Raw genomic sequence first — 17,728 nt, forward strand, 5'->3', positions numbered from 1 at the left:
CGCGCCCAGGACTCCGGCGTGCGCCGCGGCATCTTGGGGGAGAAGGCAGTGCGCAGTCGCTTGGTCTGGCAGTCGCTCGGGGCGCTGCTGTGGTGGGGTGTGCTCGCGCCGTGCGCGGCGGCACAGACGACGTCGGCGCCCGCGTGCGTGCCGGCGCAGGCGTTGCCGGCCTGCGTGGCGGCCGTGCGTGCCGACGATCCGACGGCCGCGCTGCGCATGGGCTTGCCGGCGTGGGAGGCCGCGGCCGACAAGCAGGGCTTGGTTCCCCTTGGCCTGGAACTGGTGGACGCGGCGTCCGCGGCGGGTCAGCCGGACACCGTGGTGTCCATCGGCTCGGCGTTGCTCGCCCAGCCGTTGTCGCCGCAGCAGCGGCTGCGTTTGCTCAAAAAGCTCAATGGCGACATCTGGCGGCCCCGCGATGCTGCTCGCATCGCCCAGCTTGAGGGCGAGATGCGGCGCCTGGAAAAAGAACTGCCGGACGAACCAAAGATCGCTGAACTGTGGCGAATGCTCGCTGCTTCCTACTACCTGATGGGCGCGCAGGACGACGCCCTGCGCGTCGCCCGCATCGCCTTGTCGAAGGTGCGCACCCATCCCGACCTGGTGGAGTACAACGCCAATCAGATCATCTTCATCGTGTCCTCGCAGCAGGGCCGCATGCCCGATGCCATCGCCGCCGTGCTCGAAGTGGAGCGCGTGGGCAAGGCGCTGGGCAAACCGGACGACGCCGCCATGCTGCACAACGCCACCGGCGTGTTCGTCTATGCCCACGAGTGGGAAAAGGCGATCGAGTACGGACAACGTGCGCTGGCCGCCTACGATGCCAAGCCGCGCAAGGGACTGGCGCGCGCCGATGTGCTCAACAACCTCGGCTCGGCCTACGAAGGCGCCAACGAGCTGCCGCGTGCCGAGGCCATCTACCGGCAGGCGCTGGCGTCGGCGCGCGCCGACGACAAGGCGTCGGTGGTCGGGCCGCTGAACAACCTCGCCAACGTGCTGCGTCGCCAGCATCGCCCGCAGGAGGCTTTGCCGCTGTTGCGCGAAGCCGCCGCGGCGCTGGAGAACGTTGCGCATGGCGGCGATCATGGCGACAACGGCGAAGCCGCCATCGTCTATTCCAATCTTGGCGTCACCCTGGCGGACCTCGGCCAGCGCGAGGCCGCAGCCACCGCGTTCGAGCGCTCGCGGCAGTTGTTCGCGCACTCGGACAACGTGCCGCGGCGGCTGGAACTGTACCCGCGCATGATCGACAACCTCGACGCGCTCGGCCGCGACCACGAGGCGCTGGCGCTGATGCGCGAATACAAGGCAGTCAACGACGAAGCGGTGAATGTCGAATCCAAGACCCGCATCGCCGAGCTTGAATCGGCGGTGGACCTGGCGCGCAAGAAGAGCGAACTGGCCGCGCTCGGCCGCACCCGCGCCGCCGAACAGGCCGCCTACGCGCAACTGCAGGCGCGCGAACAGCGCCAGCGCAGCGTGCTGTACGGTCTGCTCGCCGCACTGCTGGCGCTGGCCGGCTTCTTCCTGCTCAAGGTGCGCGAAGGCCGCGTGCGCCGGCGCATCAACGCCGAACTGGCGCGCAAGAACGACGAGATCCAGACCCAGCACCGCGAACTGGAACAGCTTACCGCCACCATCCGCCGCCAGAGCGAAGAGGACGCCCTCACCGGCCTGCGCAACCGCCGCTACATCACCGCCTGGTTGCAGGCACGTGAGGCCGCCGCGACGCCGGAGCGCACGCAGGAACCGCTACTGATCGCGCTGCTGGATGTCGACCATTTCAAGCGTGTCAACGACCTGCACGGCCACGAAGGCGGCGACCACGCCCTGATGCACCTGGGCGACCTGCTGCGCGAGTGTGCACGTAGCACCGACATCATCGCCCGCTGGGGCGGCGAAGAGTTCCTGTGGATTTGCCCCGGCGGCACCCTGGCCGACGCCCCACGCCTGTTTCGCCGCCTGCGCGAACGCCTGCAGGCCGAACCGCTGGTGCGCCCGAGCGGCCGCATCGCCCTCACTGTATCGATGGGCGTGAGCCTGTTCCCCGCCCACCCCGGCGGCGACTGGCCGCTGAGCCTGCGCATCGCCGACGCCGCGCTGTACCGCGCCAAGCATGCCGGCCGCGATCGTTGGGTGGGGTTGACGCTGGAGGGTGTGGCGACTGACCTCGGTGCGGATGTGTCGCTGGAGGCGATGGAGACAGAGGGGCGGTTGCGGCAGAGCGGGGGTGGGGGGGATGGGGTGGTGTTTGTGGTGGGGCAGGGCGTGGCCTGAGGAATTGGCCTAGCGATTCGAGTGGCACCCACACACAAGTGGGTTCTTGGTTGAAGACATTGCGTCCGCCTGTCATCATGCGTTGCAATTGCAACGCATGAGGTGTCGCATGAAATCAGCATCCCTGCCTTCGCTCCGGGTCGATCCTGCACTGCGCGAGGCTGCCGAGGCGGTGCTGCAAAAGGGCGAAACCCTGTCCAGCTTCGTCGAGCAGTCCGTGCGCGCCCAAGTTCAGCTGCGACAGCAGCAGGACGCGTTTATCGCGCGCGGCCTGGCATCGCGCGATAGCGCCCGGCAGTCGGGCCTCTACATCGACGCGAAAGACGTGCTGGCTGGGCTGCAGTCCCGGCTGGATACGGCCCAGAAGGGCTAAGCCAGCGTGGGATTCACCGTCCGCTTCACGGAGGAAGCGCGCGAAGACCTCTCGCGCCTCTACGACTGGCTGCTGCAACGCGCAGAGGGCGATTTCACCGTGGCCGAGCGCGCGCTGCAGGCCATCCGAGACGGCATCACCGTGCTTGAACTTGCGCCGTTGAGCTGCCGCAAGGCAGGCCCAGGGGATCCATTTCTGCGCGAGTTGGTGATCGGCTTTGGCGCCAGTGGCTATGTGCTGCTGTTCGAGATCGAGGACAGCCAATGCGTCACCGTGCTGGCGGTTCGGCATCAGCGCGAAGACGACTATCACTGAGTCAAAGCAGGTGGGCTGCAACGCTACCGACCTGCTACGTATTGAAGACTCTGGGAACTAAAGATATGAGCCCGCGGATGCGGAGTCGGGAGGCCGCCTGGGGATGCGTTTGCTTCGACAGGGCGTGTGCGCGGCAAAGCGTGGCTGGAATTCCGCAATGCGTGAAGGCGGCTATCATGACCCGTTCCCCGCGCTAACACACCGGAGACATGGAGAGCCGATGGCCAACATCACCAAGCGCCGCAAAGGCGAACTGATCCGCATGCTGTTCCAGATCCTCAAGGCGCAGCCGGAGGGGATGCGGGCCAGCGATGCGCTGGAGGTGCTGGCGAAGCAGGTCACGATGACCGAGTACGAGGCAGGGGACTACCAGACCGGCGGCCGCCGTTTCGAGAAGATCGTGCGCTTCAGCACTGTGGCGCCGGTCAAGGCCGGCTGGATGGTCAAGGACAAGGGTATCTGGACCCTGACGCCCGATGGTGAAGCTGCCTTGCAGGCCTATCCCGACCCCGAACAATTCACCCGTGCGGTCGGCCAGCTCTACCGGAAATGGAAGAGCGCCCAGCCGGACCCCGTGGAGGACGAGGAGGGTGAGGAAGAACTCGGCGAAGGCTCGGCCACCATCACCCTTGAAGAAGCCGAGGAGATGGCCTGGACCGAGATCGAGGCGTACCTGGCGGCGATGCCGCCATACGACTTCCAGGAACTGGTCGGCTCACTGCTGAAGGCGATGGGCTACCACGTCGCCTGGATCGCCCCGCCCGGCAAGGACGGCGGCACCGACATCATCGCCTACAACGACCCGCTCGGCACCCGGCCGCCGCGCATCAAGGTGCAGGTCAAGCGCAACGCCAACTCTCCGCGCATCGACGTGATGGGCCTGCGCAGCTTCATGGCCGTGCTCGGCGAAGGCGACGTGGGCCTGTTCGTCGCCTTGTCCGGTTTCACCAAGGATGCCGACTACGAAGCGCGGCAGTCGCATCGGCGCATCAGCCTGATCGATGCGCGCAAGCTGCTGGGGTTGTGGACGGCGCACTATGCGCAACTCGACGACATCGCCCGGGCGCGTTTGCCGCTCAAGCCGGTGTGGTTTCTTGCTGGGGGCGAGTGAGTGAAGTTCAGGTAAATCAAAGGTTTGGGTGAATTTTGGGGTAGCTGTCCCATGGCAGAGCGCTTAAGCCCTCACGGGTAAAAATTTCCTTGACATGATTTCGCTATATTGCAAATATAGCAAACATGACAAATTTAACTTCTTTCACTGCGACGCTTCGTGCTATCCGCGCAGAACTCAATCTCACCCAGGAACAGCTCGCCGACCGTCTTGGGGTCTCTTTTGCCACCGTCAATCGCTGGGAAGGCGGCATCAGTAAGCCGCAACGCGCGGCACAGGAGGCAATCGCTGCGCTTGCGCTGGAGGCTGGCGTGTCGGAAGTTTCCGCCGCAGGGGAGGGGCAGGCGTCTGTTGCTGCAACGCCTCGCCGGGGGCGGCGGGCGGCGGCGGCTCCCACCACCAAGCCGATGGAGCAAATGCTGTGGGACGCCGCCTGCTCCATTCGGGGCGAGAAGGACGCGGCCAAGTTCAAGGACTACCTGCTGCCACTGCTGTTCCTCAAGCGCCTGTCCGACGTGTTCGACGACGAAATCACGCGCTTGGCCGAGGACTACGGCGATCGCCCCACCGCGCTGGAAATCGCCGAATCTGACCACTCGCTGCTGCGCTTCTACCTGCCGCCTGAAGCGCGCTGGTCCGTGCTCAGCGGGCGCGAAGCCTACGACTGGCCAGTGGACGACAAAGGCCGCAGCACCGCCCCGCGTGACATTGGCGAACACCTCACCCGCGCTGTGCGCGCCGTTGTAAAGCACAACCCCGACCTGTCTGGCGTGCTGGATGTGGTGGACTTCGCGGCCGAGCGCAATGGCGAGCGCGACATCAACCCCGCCAAACTGCGTGGCGTGGTCGAAACCTTCTCCGATCCGCGCTATCGCCTCGGCCTGGCGGACGTGCAGCCGGACTTTCTGGGGCGCGCCTACGAATACCTGCTGCGCAAGTTCGCCGAAGGCTCCGGCCAGAGTGCGGGCGAGTTCTTCACGCCCACCGAGGTGGGCTTCCTGATGGCGCACATCCTGCGCCCGCGCCCCGGCGAAACCTGCCATGACTACGCCTGCGGTTCCGCGGGCCTGCTGATCAAGCTGCAGCTCGTCGCCCGCGAGCTCGATCCCACCAGCCGCGTGCCGGTGAAGCTGAGTGGCCAGGAATTGCAGGCCGAAAGCTACGCTGTGGCACGCATGAACGCCATCATCCACGACATGGAGGTGGAGCTGGCGCGCGGCGACACCATGATCAATCCCAAGTTCCGCGATGCGGCGGGCAGGATTCGCGGCCACGACATCCTCATCGCCAACCCGATGTGGAACCAGCCCTTCACCCCGGACCTGTTCAAGAACGATCCGTTCGAGCGGTTCCAGGCGGCGGGCGGCGTCACCAGCGGCAAGGGCGATTGGGCCTGGTTGCAGCACACCCTGGCCGCGATGGACGAGGCCGGCCGCGCCTGCGTGGTGCTGGACACCGGCGCGGTCACACGCGGCAGCGGCAGCAAGAACGAGGACAAGGAGCGCAACATCCGCAAATGGTTCGTGGACCGCGACCTGGTGGATGGGGTGATCCTGCTGCCCGAAAACTTGTTCTACAACACCACCGCGGCGGGTGTGATCGTGGTGCTGAACAAGCGCAAGCCTGCCGCGCGCAAGGGCAAGATCCATCTGCTCAATGCCAGCCGGTATTCGCGCAAGGGCAAGCCGAAGAACTACCTACCCGAGGACGCTATCCGCACGCTGGCGGCGATGTATCTGAAGGGCGAGCCGGTCGAGGGTGAGATGGCGGTCATCACTGCGCAGCAGGCGGAGGAAGAAGCGGACTACAACCTGAGTCCGAGTCGCTGGGTTGGGCAAGAAGGCGGCGCACAGATCGGCTCGATTCCGAATCTCCTATTCACGCTCGAAAAACTCAACAAACAAGAAGCCAGTCTCACATCTCGCCTGCTGCAACTCTTGCGTCCATTGGCAAAGGCGGAGGGTGCATGAAATCTGAATCTTGGAATACCGAATCTGTGGCTGATTGCATTGTTCCGGTTTCCGTCGCGGGCAAGAGCAAGATTCAATCGCGGGACTACAAGCAGTCAGGTCGATTTCCTGTCATAGACCAGGGGCAGCAACGGATTGCGGGCTGGACTGATGATGAAGGCGCCATTATCGAAACGCCGCTTCCGCTCGTGGTGTTTGGCGACCATACCCGCGCGTTCAAGTTCTTGGATGAGCCATTCGCGCGTGGCGCGGACGGCACGCAACTGTTGCGACCGAAGCCCGGCATTGACCCGTTGTTCTTCTTCTACGCCTGCCGCGCGATTGACTTGCCTGCGCGTGGTTACAACCGGCACTTCGCCGTCCTCAAGGAAAAGGTGCTTTCCTATCCTTTTGACGAAGATGAGCAGAAGGCGATTGCTGCTGTGCTACGTCAAACCGAATCGGCACTGGTACAGCAGTCTGCGCAACTGGGGGTGTTACAAGAACTCAAGCGCGCCGCTATGAGCCGCCTGTTCACGCGCGGCTTGCGCGACGAGGCGCAGAAGGAAACCGGATTTGGCTCTATCCCAGAAGCGTGGACCGTTATTCCGTTGAATGAATGCGCAACTGTTCAGACCGGCGCCGCAAAAGGGCGAAAACTTCCTGAGGACGAAGCTGTGGACGTGCCATATCTTCGGGTAGCCAATGTGCAAGATGGCCGCCTCGATCTACGGGAGATGAAAACCATCCGCATCCGTCAATCTGAAATTCAGAGGTATCGCTTGCTCCCTGGTGATGTTGTTCTTACGGAAGGCGGAGATTTCGACAAGTTGGGGCGTGGATTTATCTGGCGCGGTGAACTGGACTTTTGTGTCCATCAAAATCACGTGTTTGCGGTGCGTCCTGATCGCGGCCAGCTGCTGCCAGAGTTTTTCGCCTACCTTGCGCAGAGCGCTTACGGAAAAGCGTATTTTCTCAAAGTCGCACACAAAACAACCAACTTGGCTTGCATCAATAGCACCAAACTCAAGGAATTTCCAGTTCCGATTCCGCCAACTCTTGACGAACAAAGCGAAATCGTCGCCATCCTCGATGCCTTGGATCGCAAGGTCGCCCTGCACCGCGAAAAGCGCGCAGTACTGGAAGAGCTGTTCCAGTCCCTGCTGCATAAGCTCATGACGGGGGAAATCCGAGTCGCCGATCTCGACTTGTCTGCGCTACTTGGTGCACCTGCACAACTCGCTGAGGCCACGGCATGAACAAGCCCCTGAAAATCAGCGAAGCAGGAACTGTGCAGTTCCCGATGGTGCGCCACGCGGCAGACATCGGCTGGACGACGATCTCGCCCGACGACGCGCGCGCCAAACGCGGCGGCGATGCCGGCACCCTCTTCCGCGACGTGCTGGAAAGCAAGCTTGCAGCCTTCAACCCGTGGCTGACGGCCGACGCGGTGCGTTCCATCGTCGAAACGCTCGACGCGCTACCCGCCAGCATCGAAGGCAACCGCGAACTGTTGTCATGGCTGCGCGGCGAACGCGCCTGGTACGACGATGCCGAAAAGCGCCACCGCACGGTGACGCTGATCGACTTCGAGCATACGGCGGGCAACGTCTTTCATGTGACTTGGGAATGGAAGAGCAAGTCGCCGGCACGGCCCAAGGGCAACCGCGCCGATGTGATGTTCGTGGTCAACGGTGTGCCGGTGGTCATCGTCGAGCACAAGAACCCGAAGGACGGCGGTGCCATCGAGCGGGCCATCCAGCAACTGCGCCGCTACGAACTGGAAACGCCGGAGTTGCTGGCGACCACGCAGTTGTTCAACGTGACGCACCTGCTCGACTACTGGTATGGGGTGACGTGGAACGCCAACCGTCGCGACATGGCGCGCTGGAAACAGGCGCCGGAGGAGAGCTACCGCTTCGCGGTGCAGGCGTTCTTCGAGCCGAGCGAGTTCCTGCGCACGTTGCAGCACTGGATCCTGTTCTACGTGCAGGACGGCGAAACCCGCAAGTCCGTGCTGCGCCAGCACCAACGCCGTGCGATCGACGCCATCCTGGCGCGCTGCGCAGACCCGGCCAAGACGCGCGGCCTGGTCTGGCACACGCAAGGCTCGGGCAAGACCTTCACGCTGCTGACGGCGGCGCGGCAGATCCTGGAGGACAAGGCACGCTTCCAGAATGCCACCGTGCTCCTGATCGTGGATCGCACTGAGCTGGAAGGCCAGTTGAAGGGCTGGGTGGAGCGGCTGCTGGGCGAGATGCAGGCGCAGGACATCGCGGTGGAGCGCGCCAGCAACAAGGCGAGGTTGCAGCAGCTGCTGGATGCAGACTTTCGCGGTCTCATCATCTCGATGATCCACAAGTTCGAGGACATCAGGAAGGATAGCTGTGCCCGCGACAACGTCTATGTCTTCATCGACGAGGCGCACCGCTCGGTGGCGAAGGACCTGGGCACCTACCTGATGGCAGCGTTGCCCAAGTCCACCATCATCGGGTTCACCGGTACGCCGATCGCGCGCAGCGCACAGGGCGAAGGGACGTTCAAGATTTTCGGCACGCAGGACGACGCCGGCTATCTGGACAAGTACTCGATTGCCGAGTCCATCGCCGACGAGACCACGCTGCCGATCAAGCACGTGATGGCGCCCAGCGAAATGACCGTGCCCGCCGAGCGGCTGGACAAGGAATTCTTCGCCCTGGCCGAGAGCGAAGGCGTGTCGGATGTGGAAGAGCTCAACAAGGTGCTCGATCGCGCCGTGGGCTTGCGCACCTTTTTGACTGCCGACGACCGCATCGAGAAGGTGGCGGCGTTCGTTGCAGAGCACTTCAAGGAAAACGTGCTGCCGCTTGGCTACAAGGCGTTCGTAGTGGCGGTGAACCGGGAAGCCTGCGCCAAGTACAAACAGGCGTTGGACAAGCTGTTGCCGCCGGAATGGAGCGAGCCTGTCTATACCCAGAACGCAGCCGATGTGATCGACCGACCGCTGGTTGCGAAGTTGCAGCTTTCCGACGAGGCCGAGGAACAGGCGCGCCTGCTGTTCAAGAAGTCCGCCGAGAATCCGAAGATTCTGATTGTCACCGACAAGCTGCTTACCGGCTACGACGCACCGCCGCTGTATTGCCTCTACCTCGACAAGCCGATGCGCGACCATGTGCTGCTGCAGTCCATCGCGCGTGTGAACCGGCCGTATGTGGATGCCAACGGCGTGCAGAAGCGCGTGGGGCTGGTCGTGGATTTCGTCGGCGTGTTGCGCGAACTGAAGAAAGCGCTGAAGTTCGATTCCAGCGACGTGGGGGGCGTGATCGAGGATCTGGACGTGCTCTTGCAGGACTTCCTGCGCCGCATCGCCCAGGCCAAGCGGGACTACCTGGATGCCAATGTCGATGGGGCGCCTGACGAGCGCTTGGAGAAGTTGGTGTTTGGGCGCTTCCTCGAACCGGAGGCACGCAAGACGTTCTTCGAGCACTACAAGGAAATCGAGGCGCTGTGGGAAATCCTCTCTCCCTCGCCGGAGCTGCGCGACCACATCGCCAGCTACAAGCAGTTGAGTCAACTGTATGCGGCGGTGCGCAATGCCTATGCGGAGAAGGTCGGCTTTATCGCCGATCTGGCCTACAAGACTCGCCGGCTGATCGAAGAAAGCGCCGAGCAGCAGGGATTGGGACGGCTCACCAAGAGCGTCACCTTCGATGTAGCCACGCTGCAATCCTTGCGCGGCGACAAGGGCAGTGACGAGGGCAAGGTGTTCAATCTCGTGCGCGGCCTGCAGCATGAAATCGACTCGGATCCTGCCGCTGCGCCCGTGCTTCAACCATTAAAAGACCGCGCCGAACGCATTCTGAAGGACTTGGAGGAGCGCAACACGACCGGTTTGGCCGCCATGGATCAGTTGGCAGCACTGGCGACGGAAAAGGAAGCGGCGATGAAGGCGGCCCGTGACAGCGGTTTGTCCGCTCGCGCCTTTGCCGTGGCCTGGGTGCTGCGTGACGACATGGCCGTCAAGGCGCAAGCCCTCGATCCGATGCTGTTGGCCAAGGAGGCGGAGGAACTGCTAGGCCGATTCCCGAATGCACTGGTCAACGCCGACGAGCAGCGGCGACTACGCGCGGCAATGTACAAGCCGTTTCTGGCCTTGGCTGCGACGGAACGGGCGCGCGTTGTGGACCTCGTCGTTCGGATCCTGCTGATGGAGGGCAATAAGTGAAGCCCTCGGGTTATCCCGCGCAGGATCTGAAGCGTCGCGCGATGACCTGGGCGGTGAAGCTCAAGGTGAATCCGCGCGTTGTGCGCGTCCAGGAGATGCGCAAGAAATGGGGCTCATGCTCATCGTCAGGAATCATTACGTTGGCTGTCGATCTGCTTGATCGAGACCCGCGATTCCAAGACTACGTGATTGTCCACGAGCTCTTGCATCTACGCTATTCGACCCATGGAAAGGTATTCAAGGCGCTGATGAGCGCGCATGTGCCGGATTGGCGTCAGTTCGATGTGGTGGGTGAGGGCACGCTCTGCGGCGGCGTGCCGCGAGCGCAAAAGAAGGTGTCTGCTGTTTAGGAAAGTTGCGTCGATGCATTGCTTTTCCTGTTAGCGGTTTCATTCGGTCCTAGTGGTGTGTGGGTTGGCTTCGGCGGGAGCATGGTGATACCTCCGGCCAAGGGCGTCTTTGTGTCCACTCCTTTGCAGGTGCAGTCGATCTGACGTGGTGCATCCGCAGTGGGATGACTGCAGTACCCGCAACGGAAGCGCCGGCTGTCTGCGGTTTCGAGCCTCCGCCCGGAGGGGGCACTTCATGGATGGAGGCGGCGAGTATGTCTGATGACAACGTGGATTTCGAGGCGACGGGCTATTTTCTGCCGGAGGAGAGTCAGTTCCGGCTGGTGCGGTTGGGCGAGCACATCCGGTTCCTGGCGCGGCTGGCGCGCCCGCGAAGTGCGGACGAGGAACGCGAGATCGCGGCGATCGCGCGGACCGGCGAGCTGTCGGCGTGCATGGAGCTACTGGCCGAGCAGGTGGAACTGGTGTTGCGCGAGATCTCGTGGCCGGGACTGCCGCAGTCGTCTTACTCGCGGAAGACACGGCGATAGCCGGTCTTTACAGATCTCTATCTGGCGTTGGTGCTTCGCTCGCCACCGTCAGTTCAGAGCGCGTGCGCCATCGGCCGTATCTGCTGTTCCTGTTCGCCCGGTGCGTGATACCGCAGCTCCTCGGTGCGTTCCGGCGACAGCATTCGGTTGCCGATGCCCGGTTCGAGGCGTCGGGGGAAGCGCTGCACGGGCGCGTCCATCAGCTCGCCGAAGGTGCGGTAAATCGAGTTGCTGTTGACGGTTTCGCCGAAGAGCTTGAAGCCGTAGTTCGGGTAGTCGCGGTCCTGCGCGTTGAGTTCCGGTACGGCGCGCACCGCGGTATTCCAGCGCTCCAGGATCTCGCGCTTGTCGCCGGTGGCCACCGTGCGCGCCGGTTGGTCGTCGCGGATGTAGGTGGTGCTGTCGACCTTCTCGCCGATGGAGTGGGCGTAGGCAGGATCGTGCGGGTAATGCCAGGCGCGCAGCGCGTGCCGGGTGGCGTCGGTGCCGATGGGGATGGCCTGGCCGGTCTGGCGATCGGTGGCCAGACCATGCAGTTCCGCCACGGCCTTGCCGTGTTCGTCGCGCAGCACCCAGAAGGCGTGGCCGGCGATGCCGATGACGCCGAGCGAGCGGGCTTCGATGGCGTAATTGGGCATGGTCGTGTCCTTCCTTGGTCGCTGTGATGGCGTGGGGGTCAGAACTGCCGTGTCCTATTCGGACTCACTGTGGTTGCGTGGCGACGCAGCGATCCAGTGCGGTCTTGAGATCCTGCATCGCCTGGTCGACGCCCAGGTCGACGAAATAGGCGCCAGCGCCCTTGAGCGCGAGATTGGCCTGGCTGGCGCCCGGTAGACGCTCCAGGCGCAGGCGAAAGCCGCTGCGGTTCGCTTCGGGGAAGTCGCCCGATTCCAGGATGCCTCGCGCCGCATCTTCGCGGGTGACCTTGGGCCAGGAGCTGCTGGTCTCGGACAGGGTGGCGATGCTGGATTCGGCGCAGTCCAACAGGCGCTGGTTGGGCAGGTCGGCCGGAACGCGCAGTGCCGCCGAGGCCATGGGCGTCTTGCGGGCGGCGGCGGACATGCTGCACGCGCTGGCGACCAGCGCCAGGCCGGTGAGTTGGGCGATGCGGTGCCACGGCGTCATGAGGACGTTCCTTGCGTGGGCGGTGGCGAGCTTCCTGCTCGGCGCATCATGCCGGATGCGCCAGGTGCGAGTCAGCGCCGCGCGCGCCGCCAAGCAATCAGGGCCACGGCCGCCAGGGCGGCGACGGTGCCGACCGCGGCCACCTGCGCCGCGCGCTTGGCGCGTTGTTCGCGCAGGCGCAGCGCGTCGTCGCCTGCGTCATCGGCGGACAGCGGCGAGCGGTACACGCTGTGCGCGGCGGCGCGGCCGGAGATGGCTGCACGGCGCGCGGGCGGGGTCGGGGCGCTGTCGGTGGCGGTATCGTCCACGGCGTGGGCGGTGTCGGTGATCATGGTGGGTTGCATCCTCGGCGCTGCATTCATGCGTGTGTGGATCGAGCGGTAGGTTAGGGAAGGCCGCTCCATCTTTCCAAGCGCCACGTTAACGCGGCGCGGGGGAAAAGTAATGTGCAGGCGCGGCGGCGCGGGCACCCGCTCAGCCGACCGGGCGCACCATCAGCAGCACGCGGCTGCCGTAGGAATCGGCTTCCTGCACGGGCTGCCAGCCGTGGCGGGCATACAGGCCGCCGTCCAGGTGCTCGGTCTGCAGATACAGCGCGCCCAGACCCAGGGTCGTGGCGTCGGCCAGGGCCTGGGCGAGCAGGCGGCCGGCAATGCCACGTCCGCGATAGGCCGCGCCCACGTACACGCCGCCCAGCCAGTACGGGTACTGGGGGAAGGCGTCCATCTCCCGGTATTTCAGCTGCGCCACGGCGATCGCGCGGGCGCCGTCGAAGGCCACCAGCCGCCGTGGCAGGCCGTGCGCATCCGGCGCGCGTTGCAGTTGGCGCAGTTCGTCGTCCAGCGAGAAGCCTGCCTCCTGGCCCCACGCCGCGTGGTACCAGGCGGCGATCTGCGGCAGTTCCGGTGCGTGCTGGTCGAGATGACGGACGTCCATGTGCGGGCGTTGGGTGATAGGGAAGCAGGCAAGTGTAAGTGGGGAAGAAGCTTCGGCCAGGGCAGGGTGACGCGGCAGCGCGCATACGCGCGGGCTGTCGGCCGATCACGCAGGCAGTGCCCGTCACGCGCGGCTCGAACGGCGGCCATGTCCACGCGCGTCTCCACGCGCTCACGGCGGCCAGTTTGGCGATAATGCCAGCCTGTTCCGTCAGGATCGCCGCATGACCGCTCTCACCGAACGTTACGCGCGCGCCGTGGACTATGCGCGCATCGCCCATGCCGGCCAGTTCCGCAAGGGCGGCAAGGTGCCGTACCTGAGCCACGTGCTGGGCGTGTCGACGCTGGTGCTGGAGGCCGGCGGCGACGAGGAGCAGGCGATCGCGGCGCTGCTGCACGATGTGGTGGAGGATTGTGGCGCCGGCCACGAGGCGGTGATCCGGGCGCAGTTCGGCGAAGCGGTGGCGGACATGGTAATGGCCTGTACCGACGCCACGGCCGAACGCAAGGCAGCGCAGACCGACGTGCCGGCCAAGCGCCGCGACTGGCGCATCCGCAAGCAGGCCTATCTGGCGCATCTGGCCGAGGCGCCGGACGCGGTGCTGCTGGTGTCGGCCTGCGACAAGCTCTACAACGCGCGCAGCATCGTCGCCGACCTGGAAGATCCCGATGTCGGCACGGCGGTGTTCGAGCGCTTCACTGCCGGCCGCGACGGCACGCTGTGGTACTACCAGGCGCTGCATGCGATCTATGCCGAACGCGGTGTGGCGGTGCTGCGCGCTTTCTCCAGCGCGGTGGCGCGGATGCAGGCACTGGCTGCGCGCGACGAGGACACCGACACGCTGGCGGCGCCTGCGTTGAGCTGAGACTTGCGTCGCCGGCGACTGCGCGCCGTTCCATGCCGATGACGGACCGAACACGCTGCCGCATAGCCACCGCGACACGCCCATGGCAGCCGACCGGCTAAGCTTGCGCGCTCCTTCGCGTTGCCGGTCCCGCCCATGTCCACGCCTCCCGCTTTCGCCGCTTCCGGTTTCGTACGCGTCCGCGGTGCGCGCGAGCACAACCTCAAGGATGTGGATGTGGAACTGCCGCGCGATGCGCTGGTGGTGTTCACCGGCGTGTCCGGCTCCGGCAAGTCGTCGCTGGCGTTCGGCACGCTGTTCGCCGAGGCGCAGCGACGTTATCTGGATTCGATCTCGCCCTATGCGCGGCGGCTGATCGACCAGGCCGGCGTGGCCGACGTCGACGCCATCGATGGCCTGCCACCGGCGGTGGCACTGCAGCAGCATCGCGGCGCTCCCAGCACGCGCTCGTCGGTGGGCAGCGTCACCACCATCTCCAACTCGCTGCGCATGCTGTATTCGCGTGCCGGCACGTATCCGCCGGGGCAGGGCATCATCCATGCCGACGGTTTCTCGCCGAACACGCCGGCCGGGGCCTGCCCCACCTGCCACGGGCTGGGGCGCATCTACGACGCCACCGAGGCGTCGATGGTGCCGGACCGTTCGCTGAGCATCCGCGAGCGTGCGGTCGCGGCGTGGCCGCCGGCCTGGCACGGGCAGAACCTGCGCGACATCCTCACCACGCTCGGCCACGACGTCGACGTGCCGTGGGCGAAGCTGCCGAAGAAGGCTCGCGACTGGATCCTGTACACCGACGAACAGCCGACCGTGCCGGTGTATCCCGGCTTCAGCCTGGCCGAGACCCAGCGCGCGCTCAAGCGCAAGCAGGAACCGGCGTACATGGGCACCTTCAGCAGCGCGCGCCGCTATGTGCTGCACACCTTCGCCACCACTCAGAGCGCGCTGATCAAGAAACGCGTGGCGCAGTACCTCATCAGCACCGCGTGCCCCAGCTGCGACGGCAAGCGCCTGCGCCGCGAGGCGCTGTCGGTGACCTTCGCCGGGCTGGATATCGGCGAACTGTCGCAGCGCCCGCTCGGCGAGGTGGCCGAACTGTTGCGGCCCGCGGCGGAAGGACGCCTGCAAGGCCGTTCACGGCATCCCGAGCAGGCTTTGGCCGCGCAGCGCATCGCCCAGGATCTGCTGGCGCGGATCCAGGTGGTGGAGGCGCTGGGCCTGGGCTATCTGACCCTGGAGCGCAGCACGCCGACGCTGTCGCCTGGCGAACTGCAGCGGCTGCGCCTGGCCACGCAGATCCGCTCGCAACTGTTCGGCGTGGTCTACGTGATGGACGAGCCGTCGGCGGGCCTGCATCCGGCCGACACGCAGGCGCTGCTGGGTGCGCTGGACCAGCTCAAGGGCGCGGGCAATTCGCTGTTCGTGGTCGAGCACGAGATCGACGTGATCCGCCACGCCGACTGGATCGTCGATGTCGGCCCTGGCGCCGGCGAGCACGGCGGGCAGGTGCTGTACAGCGGTCCGCCGGCGGGACTGGCGCAGGTGCAGGCCTCGTCCACGCGCCGTTACCTGTTCGCCGAACCGCAGGCTGCCGCGCATGCGCCGCGCACGCCGGAGGCCTGGCTGCAGTTGCGCGAGGTCAGCCGCAACAATGTGGTCGCGCTGGACGTGGACATTCCGCTGGGCGTGTTCACCACCGTCACCGGCGTGTCCGGCTCGGGCAAGTCCTCGCTGGTCAGCCAGGCGCTGGTGGAGTTGCTGGGCACGCAATTGGGGCAGGCACCGGCCGAGGCGGAAGAGGAACTGGATCCGCTGGAGCGCGGTGCGCGCGTCGCCACCGACGGCTACATCGCCGACGGCCTGCAGCACGTGCGGCGGCTGGTGCAGGTGGACCAGGCGCCGATCGGCCGCACGCCGCGCTCCAACCTGGCGACCTACACCGGCCTGTTCGACCACGTGCGCAAGCGCTTCGCGGCCACGCCGGCGGCGCGCAAGCGCAAATACGATGCCGGGCGCTTTTCCTTCAACGTGGCCAAGGGCCGTTGCGAAACGTGCGAAGGCGAGGGCGCGGTGAGCGTGGAATTGCTGTTCATGCCCAGCGTGTATGCGCCGTGCCCCACCTGCCAGGGCGCGCGCTACAACGCCAAGACGCTGGAGATCGAACTGCACGGCCGCAACATCGCGCAGGTGCTGCGGATGACTGTAGCGCAGGCCTTGGATTTCTTCGCCGACGATGTGCCGATCGCGCGTCCGCTGCAGGTGCTGGTGGAAGTGGGCCTGGGCTATCTGCGGCTGGGCCAGCCGGCCACCGAACTGTCCGGTGGCGAGGCACAGCGCATCAAGCTGGCCACCGAACTGCAGCGTGCGCAGCGTCGCGGCACCGTGTACGTGCTGGACGAACCCACCACCGGCCTGCATCCGGCCGACGTGGACACGCTGCTGCGGCAGTTGCACGGGCTGGTGGAGGCGGGCAACACGGTGGTGGCGGTGGAGCACGACATGCGCGTGGCCGCCGCCAGCGACTGGATCATCGACATGGGGCCGGGTGCCGGCGGCGCGGGTGGCAAGGTGGTGGCGGCCGGTGTGCCGGGTGTGGTGGCGCGACAGGCCGACAGTCGAACCGCGCCGTTCCTGGCAGCGGAGTTGGCGGGGTGATCGGGCTGCGACAGTGAGGGCCGGTCGCCTGATGTAAATCCCATGTAGGAGCGGCTTCAGCCGCGACAGGCGTTACCGGGACTGCCTGTCGCGGCTGAAGCCGCTCCTACGTCGCCGACAACGGTACGAGGCCTCAACCCACGTTGCCGCGGCCGCCCACGCTGCTGAACACGCTGCCGGTGGTGAAGCTGGATTCCTGCGAGGCGAGCAGCACGTAGATCGGCGCGATCTCCGCCGGCTGGCCGGGGCGGCCGGTGGGACCGTCGGCGCCGAAGGTCTTGAGCTTGTCCATGAACTGCCCGCCGCTGGGCTGCAGCGGCGTCCAGTACGGCCCCGGTGCCACCGCGTTGACACGGATGCCCTTGGGCGCAAGTTGCTTGGCCAGGCTCTTGGTGAAGCTGACGATGCCGCCCTTGGTGGTGGCGTAGTCGAGCAGCGATTCCGGCGGGTCGTCGGCGACGATCGAGGTGGTGTTGATGATCGCCGCGCCCGACGGCAGATGCGGCAGCGCCGCGCGGGTGATCCAGAACAGCGCGTAGAGGTTGGTCTTGAGCGTGTCGTCCAGTTGCTGGTCGTCGATGTCCAGCAGGGATTTTTGCGCGGTCTGGCGCGCGGCATTGTTGACCAGGATGTCCAGGCCGCCGAGCTGCTGCACCGCCTGTGCGACCAGTTGCTTGCAGAACGCGGCATCGCGCAGGTCGCCGGGAATGGCCACGGCCTTGCGCCCGGCCGCGCGGATCAGCGCGACCACCTCGCGCGCATCCGATTCTTCCTGTGGCAGGTAGTTGATCGCCACGTCCGCGCCTTCGCGGGCAAAGGCGATGGCCGCGGCGCGGCCGATGCCCGAATCGCCGCCGGTGATCAGCGCCTTGCGCCCGCTCAGCCGGCCGGAGCCGACGTAGCTGCGCTCGCCGTGATCGGGCACCGGCACCATCTTCGAGGCCAGCCCGGGCCATTCCTGCTTCGGCGTGTCGAACGGCGGCCGTGGGTATTGCGTGCGCGGGTTCTGCATCGGTGGTCGGGCGGCGCCGCCGGCAGCGG

Annotated in this window: 16 protein-coding genes; 11 read left to right on the forward strand and 5 right to left on the reverse strand. The window is 65.7% G+C overall.

Annotated elements, in window-relative coordinates:
• Nucleotides 1–48: 48 nt before the first annotated feature.
• The 9 genes from M3U25_RS01085 to M3U25_RS01125 all read left to right on the forward strand — a co-directional run bounded on the left by M3U25_RS01085 (nt 49) and on the right by M3U25_RS01125 (nt 11,109).
• Nucleotides 49–2,277 (forward strand): tetratricopeptide repeat-containing diguanylate cyclase, encoded by a 2,229-nt coding sequence (locus M3U25_RS01085; protein ID WP_355495877.1) that lies wholly within the window; start codon nt 49–51, stop codon nt 2,275–2,277.
• A gap of 109 nt (nt 2,278–2,386) precedes the next feature.
• Complete coding sequence (locus M3U25_RS01090; protein ID WP_355495874.1) at nt 2,387–2,650, forward strand: YlcI/YnfO family protein; 264 nt, start codon at nt 2,387–2,389, stop codon at nt 2,648–2,650.
• Nucleotides 2,651–2,656: 6 nt separating this feature from the next.
• Nucleotides 2,657–2,965 carry a type II toxin-antitoxin system RelE/ParE family toxin gene (locus tag M3U25_RS01095; protein ID WP_355495870.1) on the forward strand — a complete coding sequence of 103 codons (309 nt, stop codon included), beginning with the start codon at nt 2,657–2,659 and terminating at the stop codon, nt 2,963–2,965.
• Nucleotides 2,966–3,185: 220 nt separating this feature from the next.
• Nucleotides 3,186–4,076: a restriction endonuclease gene (locus tag M3U25_RS01100; protein ID WP_355496357.1), complete on the forward strand. Its 891-nt coding sequence runs from the start codon at nt 3,186–3,188 to the stop codon at nt 4,074–4,076.
• Nucleotides 4,077–4,201: 125 nt separating this feature from the next.
• On the forward strand, nt 4,202–6,046 hold the full coding sequence (locus M3U25_RS01105) for an N-6 DNA methylase (protein WP_355495867.1): 1,845 nt from the start codon (nt 4,202–4,204) through the stop codon (nt 6,044–6,046).
• On the forward strand, nt 6,043–7,284 hold the full coding sequence (locus M3U25_RS01110; RefSeq protein ID WP_355495864.1) for a restriction endonuclease subunit S: 1,242 nt from the start codon (nt 6,043–6,045) through the stop codon (nt 7,282–7,284). Before M3U25_RS01105 ends, M3U25_RS01110 begins: the two co-directional genes overlap by 4 nt.
• Complete coding sequence (locus M3U25_RS01115; RefSeq protein WP_355495861.1) at nt 7,281–10,229, forward strand: HsdR family type I site-specific deoxyribonuclease; 2,949 nt, start codon at nt 7,281–7,283, stop codon at nt 10,227–10,229. Before M3U25_RS01110 ends, M3U25_RS01115 begins: the two co-directional genes overlap by 4 nt.
• Complete coding sequence (locus M3U25_RS01120) at nt 10,226–10,579, forward strand: M48 family metallopeptidase (RefSeq protein WP_355495858.1); 354 nt, start codon at nt 10,226–10,228, stop codon at nt 10,577–10,579. Before M3U25_RS01115 ends, M3U25_RS01120 begins: the two co-directional genes overlap by 4 nt.
• A 254-nt stretch (nt 10,580–10,833) precedes the next feature.
• A complete protein-coding gene (locus tag M3U25_RS01125; RefSeq protein ID WP_355495854.1) occupies nt 10,834–11,109 on the forward strand; it encodes a hypothetical protein in 276 nt (91 codons plus the stop codon).
• A 53-nt stretch (nt 11,110–11,162) separates the two neighbouring features.
• Here the strand turns inward: M3U25_RS01125 and M3U25_RS01130 are convergent, their stop codons facing one another.
• The 4 genes from M3U25_RS01130 to M3U25_RS01145 all read right to left on the reverse strand — a co-directional run bounded on the left by M3U25_RS01130 (nt 11,163) and on the right by M3U25_RS01145 (nt 13,170).
• Complete coding sequence (locus M3U25_RS01130) at nt 11,163–11,747, reverse strand: hypothetical protein (RefSeq protein ID WP_355495851.1); 585 nt, start codon at nt 11,745–11,747, stop codon at nt 11,163–11,165.
• A gap of 64 nt (nt 11,748–11,811) precedes the next feature.
• Entirely contained in the window at nt 11,812–12,234 is a 423-nt protein-coding gene (locus M3U25_RS01135) for a hypothetical protein (RefSeq protein ID WP_355495847.1), read from the reverse strand.
• A 71-nt stretch (nt 12,235–12,305) separates the two neighbouring features.
• Complete coding sequence (locus M3U25_RS01140; RefSeq protein WP_237473312.1) at nt 12,306–12,566, reverse strand: hypothetical protein; 261 nt, start codon at nt 12,564–12,566, stop codon at nt 12,306–12,308.
• Between the two features lie 142 nt (nt 12,567–12,708).
• Nucleotides 12,709–13,170, reverse strand: coding sequence for a GNAT family N-acetyltransferase (locus M3U25_RS01145; protein ID WP_355495842.1), 462 nt, complete (start codon nt 13,168–13,170; stop codon nt 12,709–12,711).
• Nucleotides 13,171–13,393: 223 nt separating this feature from the next.
• Between M3U25_RS01145 and M3U25_RS01150 the strand changes: the two genes are divergently transcribed.
• The gene (locus M3U25_RS01150) at nt 13,394–14,035 is read left to right on the forward strand and encodes an HD domain-containing protein (RefSeq protein WP_355495839.1); all 642 of its coding nucleotides are present in this window, start codon (nt 13,394–13,396) and stop codon (nt 14,033–14,035) included.
• Nucleotides 14,036–14,170: 135 nt separating this feature from the next.
• Nucleotides 14,171–16,687 carry an excinuclease ABC subunit UvrA gene (locus tag M3U25_RS01155; protein ID WP_355495836.1) on the forward strand — a complete coding sequence of 839 codons (2,517 nt, stop codon included), beginning with the start codon at nt 14,171–14,173 and terminating at the stop codon, nt 16,685–16,687.
• A 133-nt stretch (nt 16,688–16,820) separates the two neighbouring features.
• Here M3U25_RS01155 and M3U25_RS01160 read toward each other — a convergent pair whose 3' ends face one another.
• On the reverse strand, nt 16,821–17,699 hold the full coding sequence (locus M3U25_RS01160) for an SDR family oxidoreductase (RefSeq protein WP_242082458.1): 879 nt from the start codon (nt 17,697–17,699) through the stop codon (nt 16,821–16,823).
• Nucleotides 17,700–17,728 lie beyond the last annotated feature (29 nt).

Source organism: Xanthomonas sp. PPL134 (assembly GCF_040595915.1).
GTDB lineage: Bacteria > Pseudomonadota > Gammaproteobacteria > Xanthomonadales > Xanthomonadaceae > Xanthomonas_A > Xanthomonas_A indica.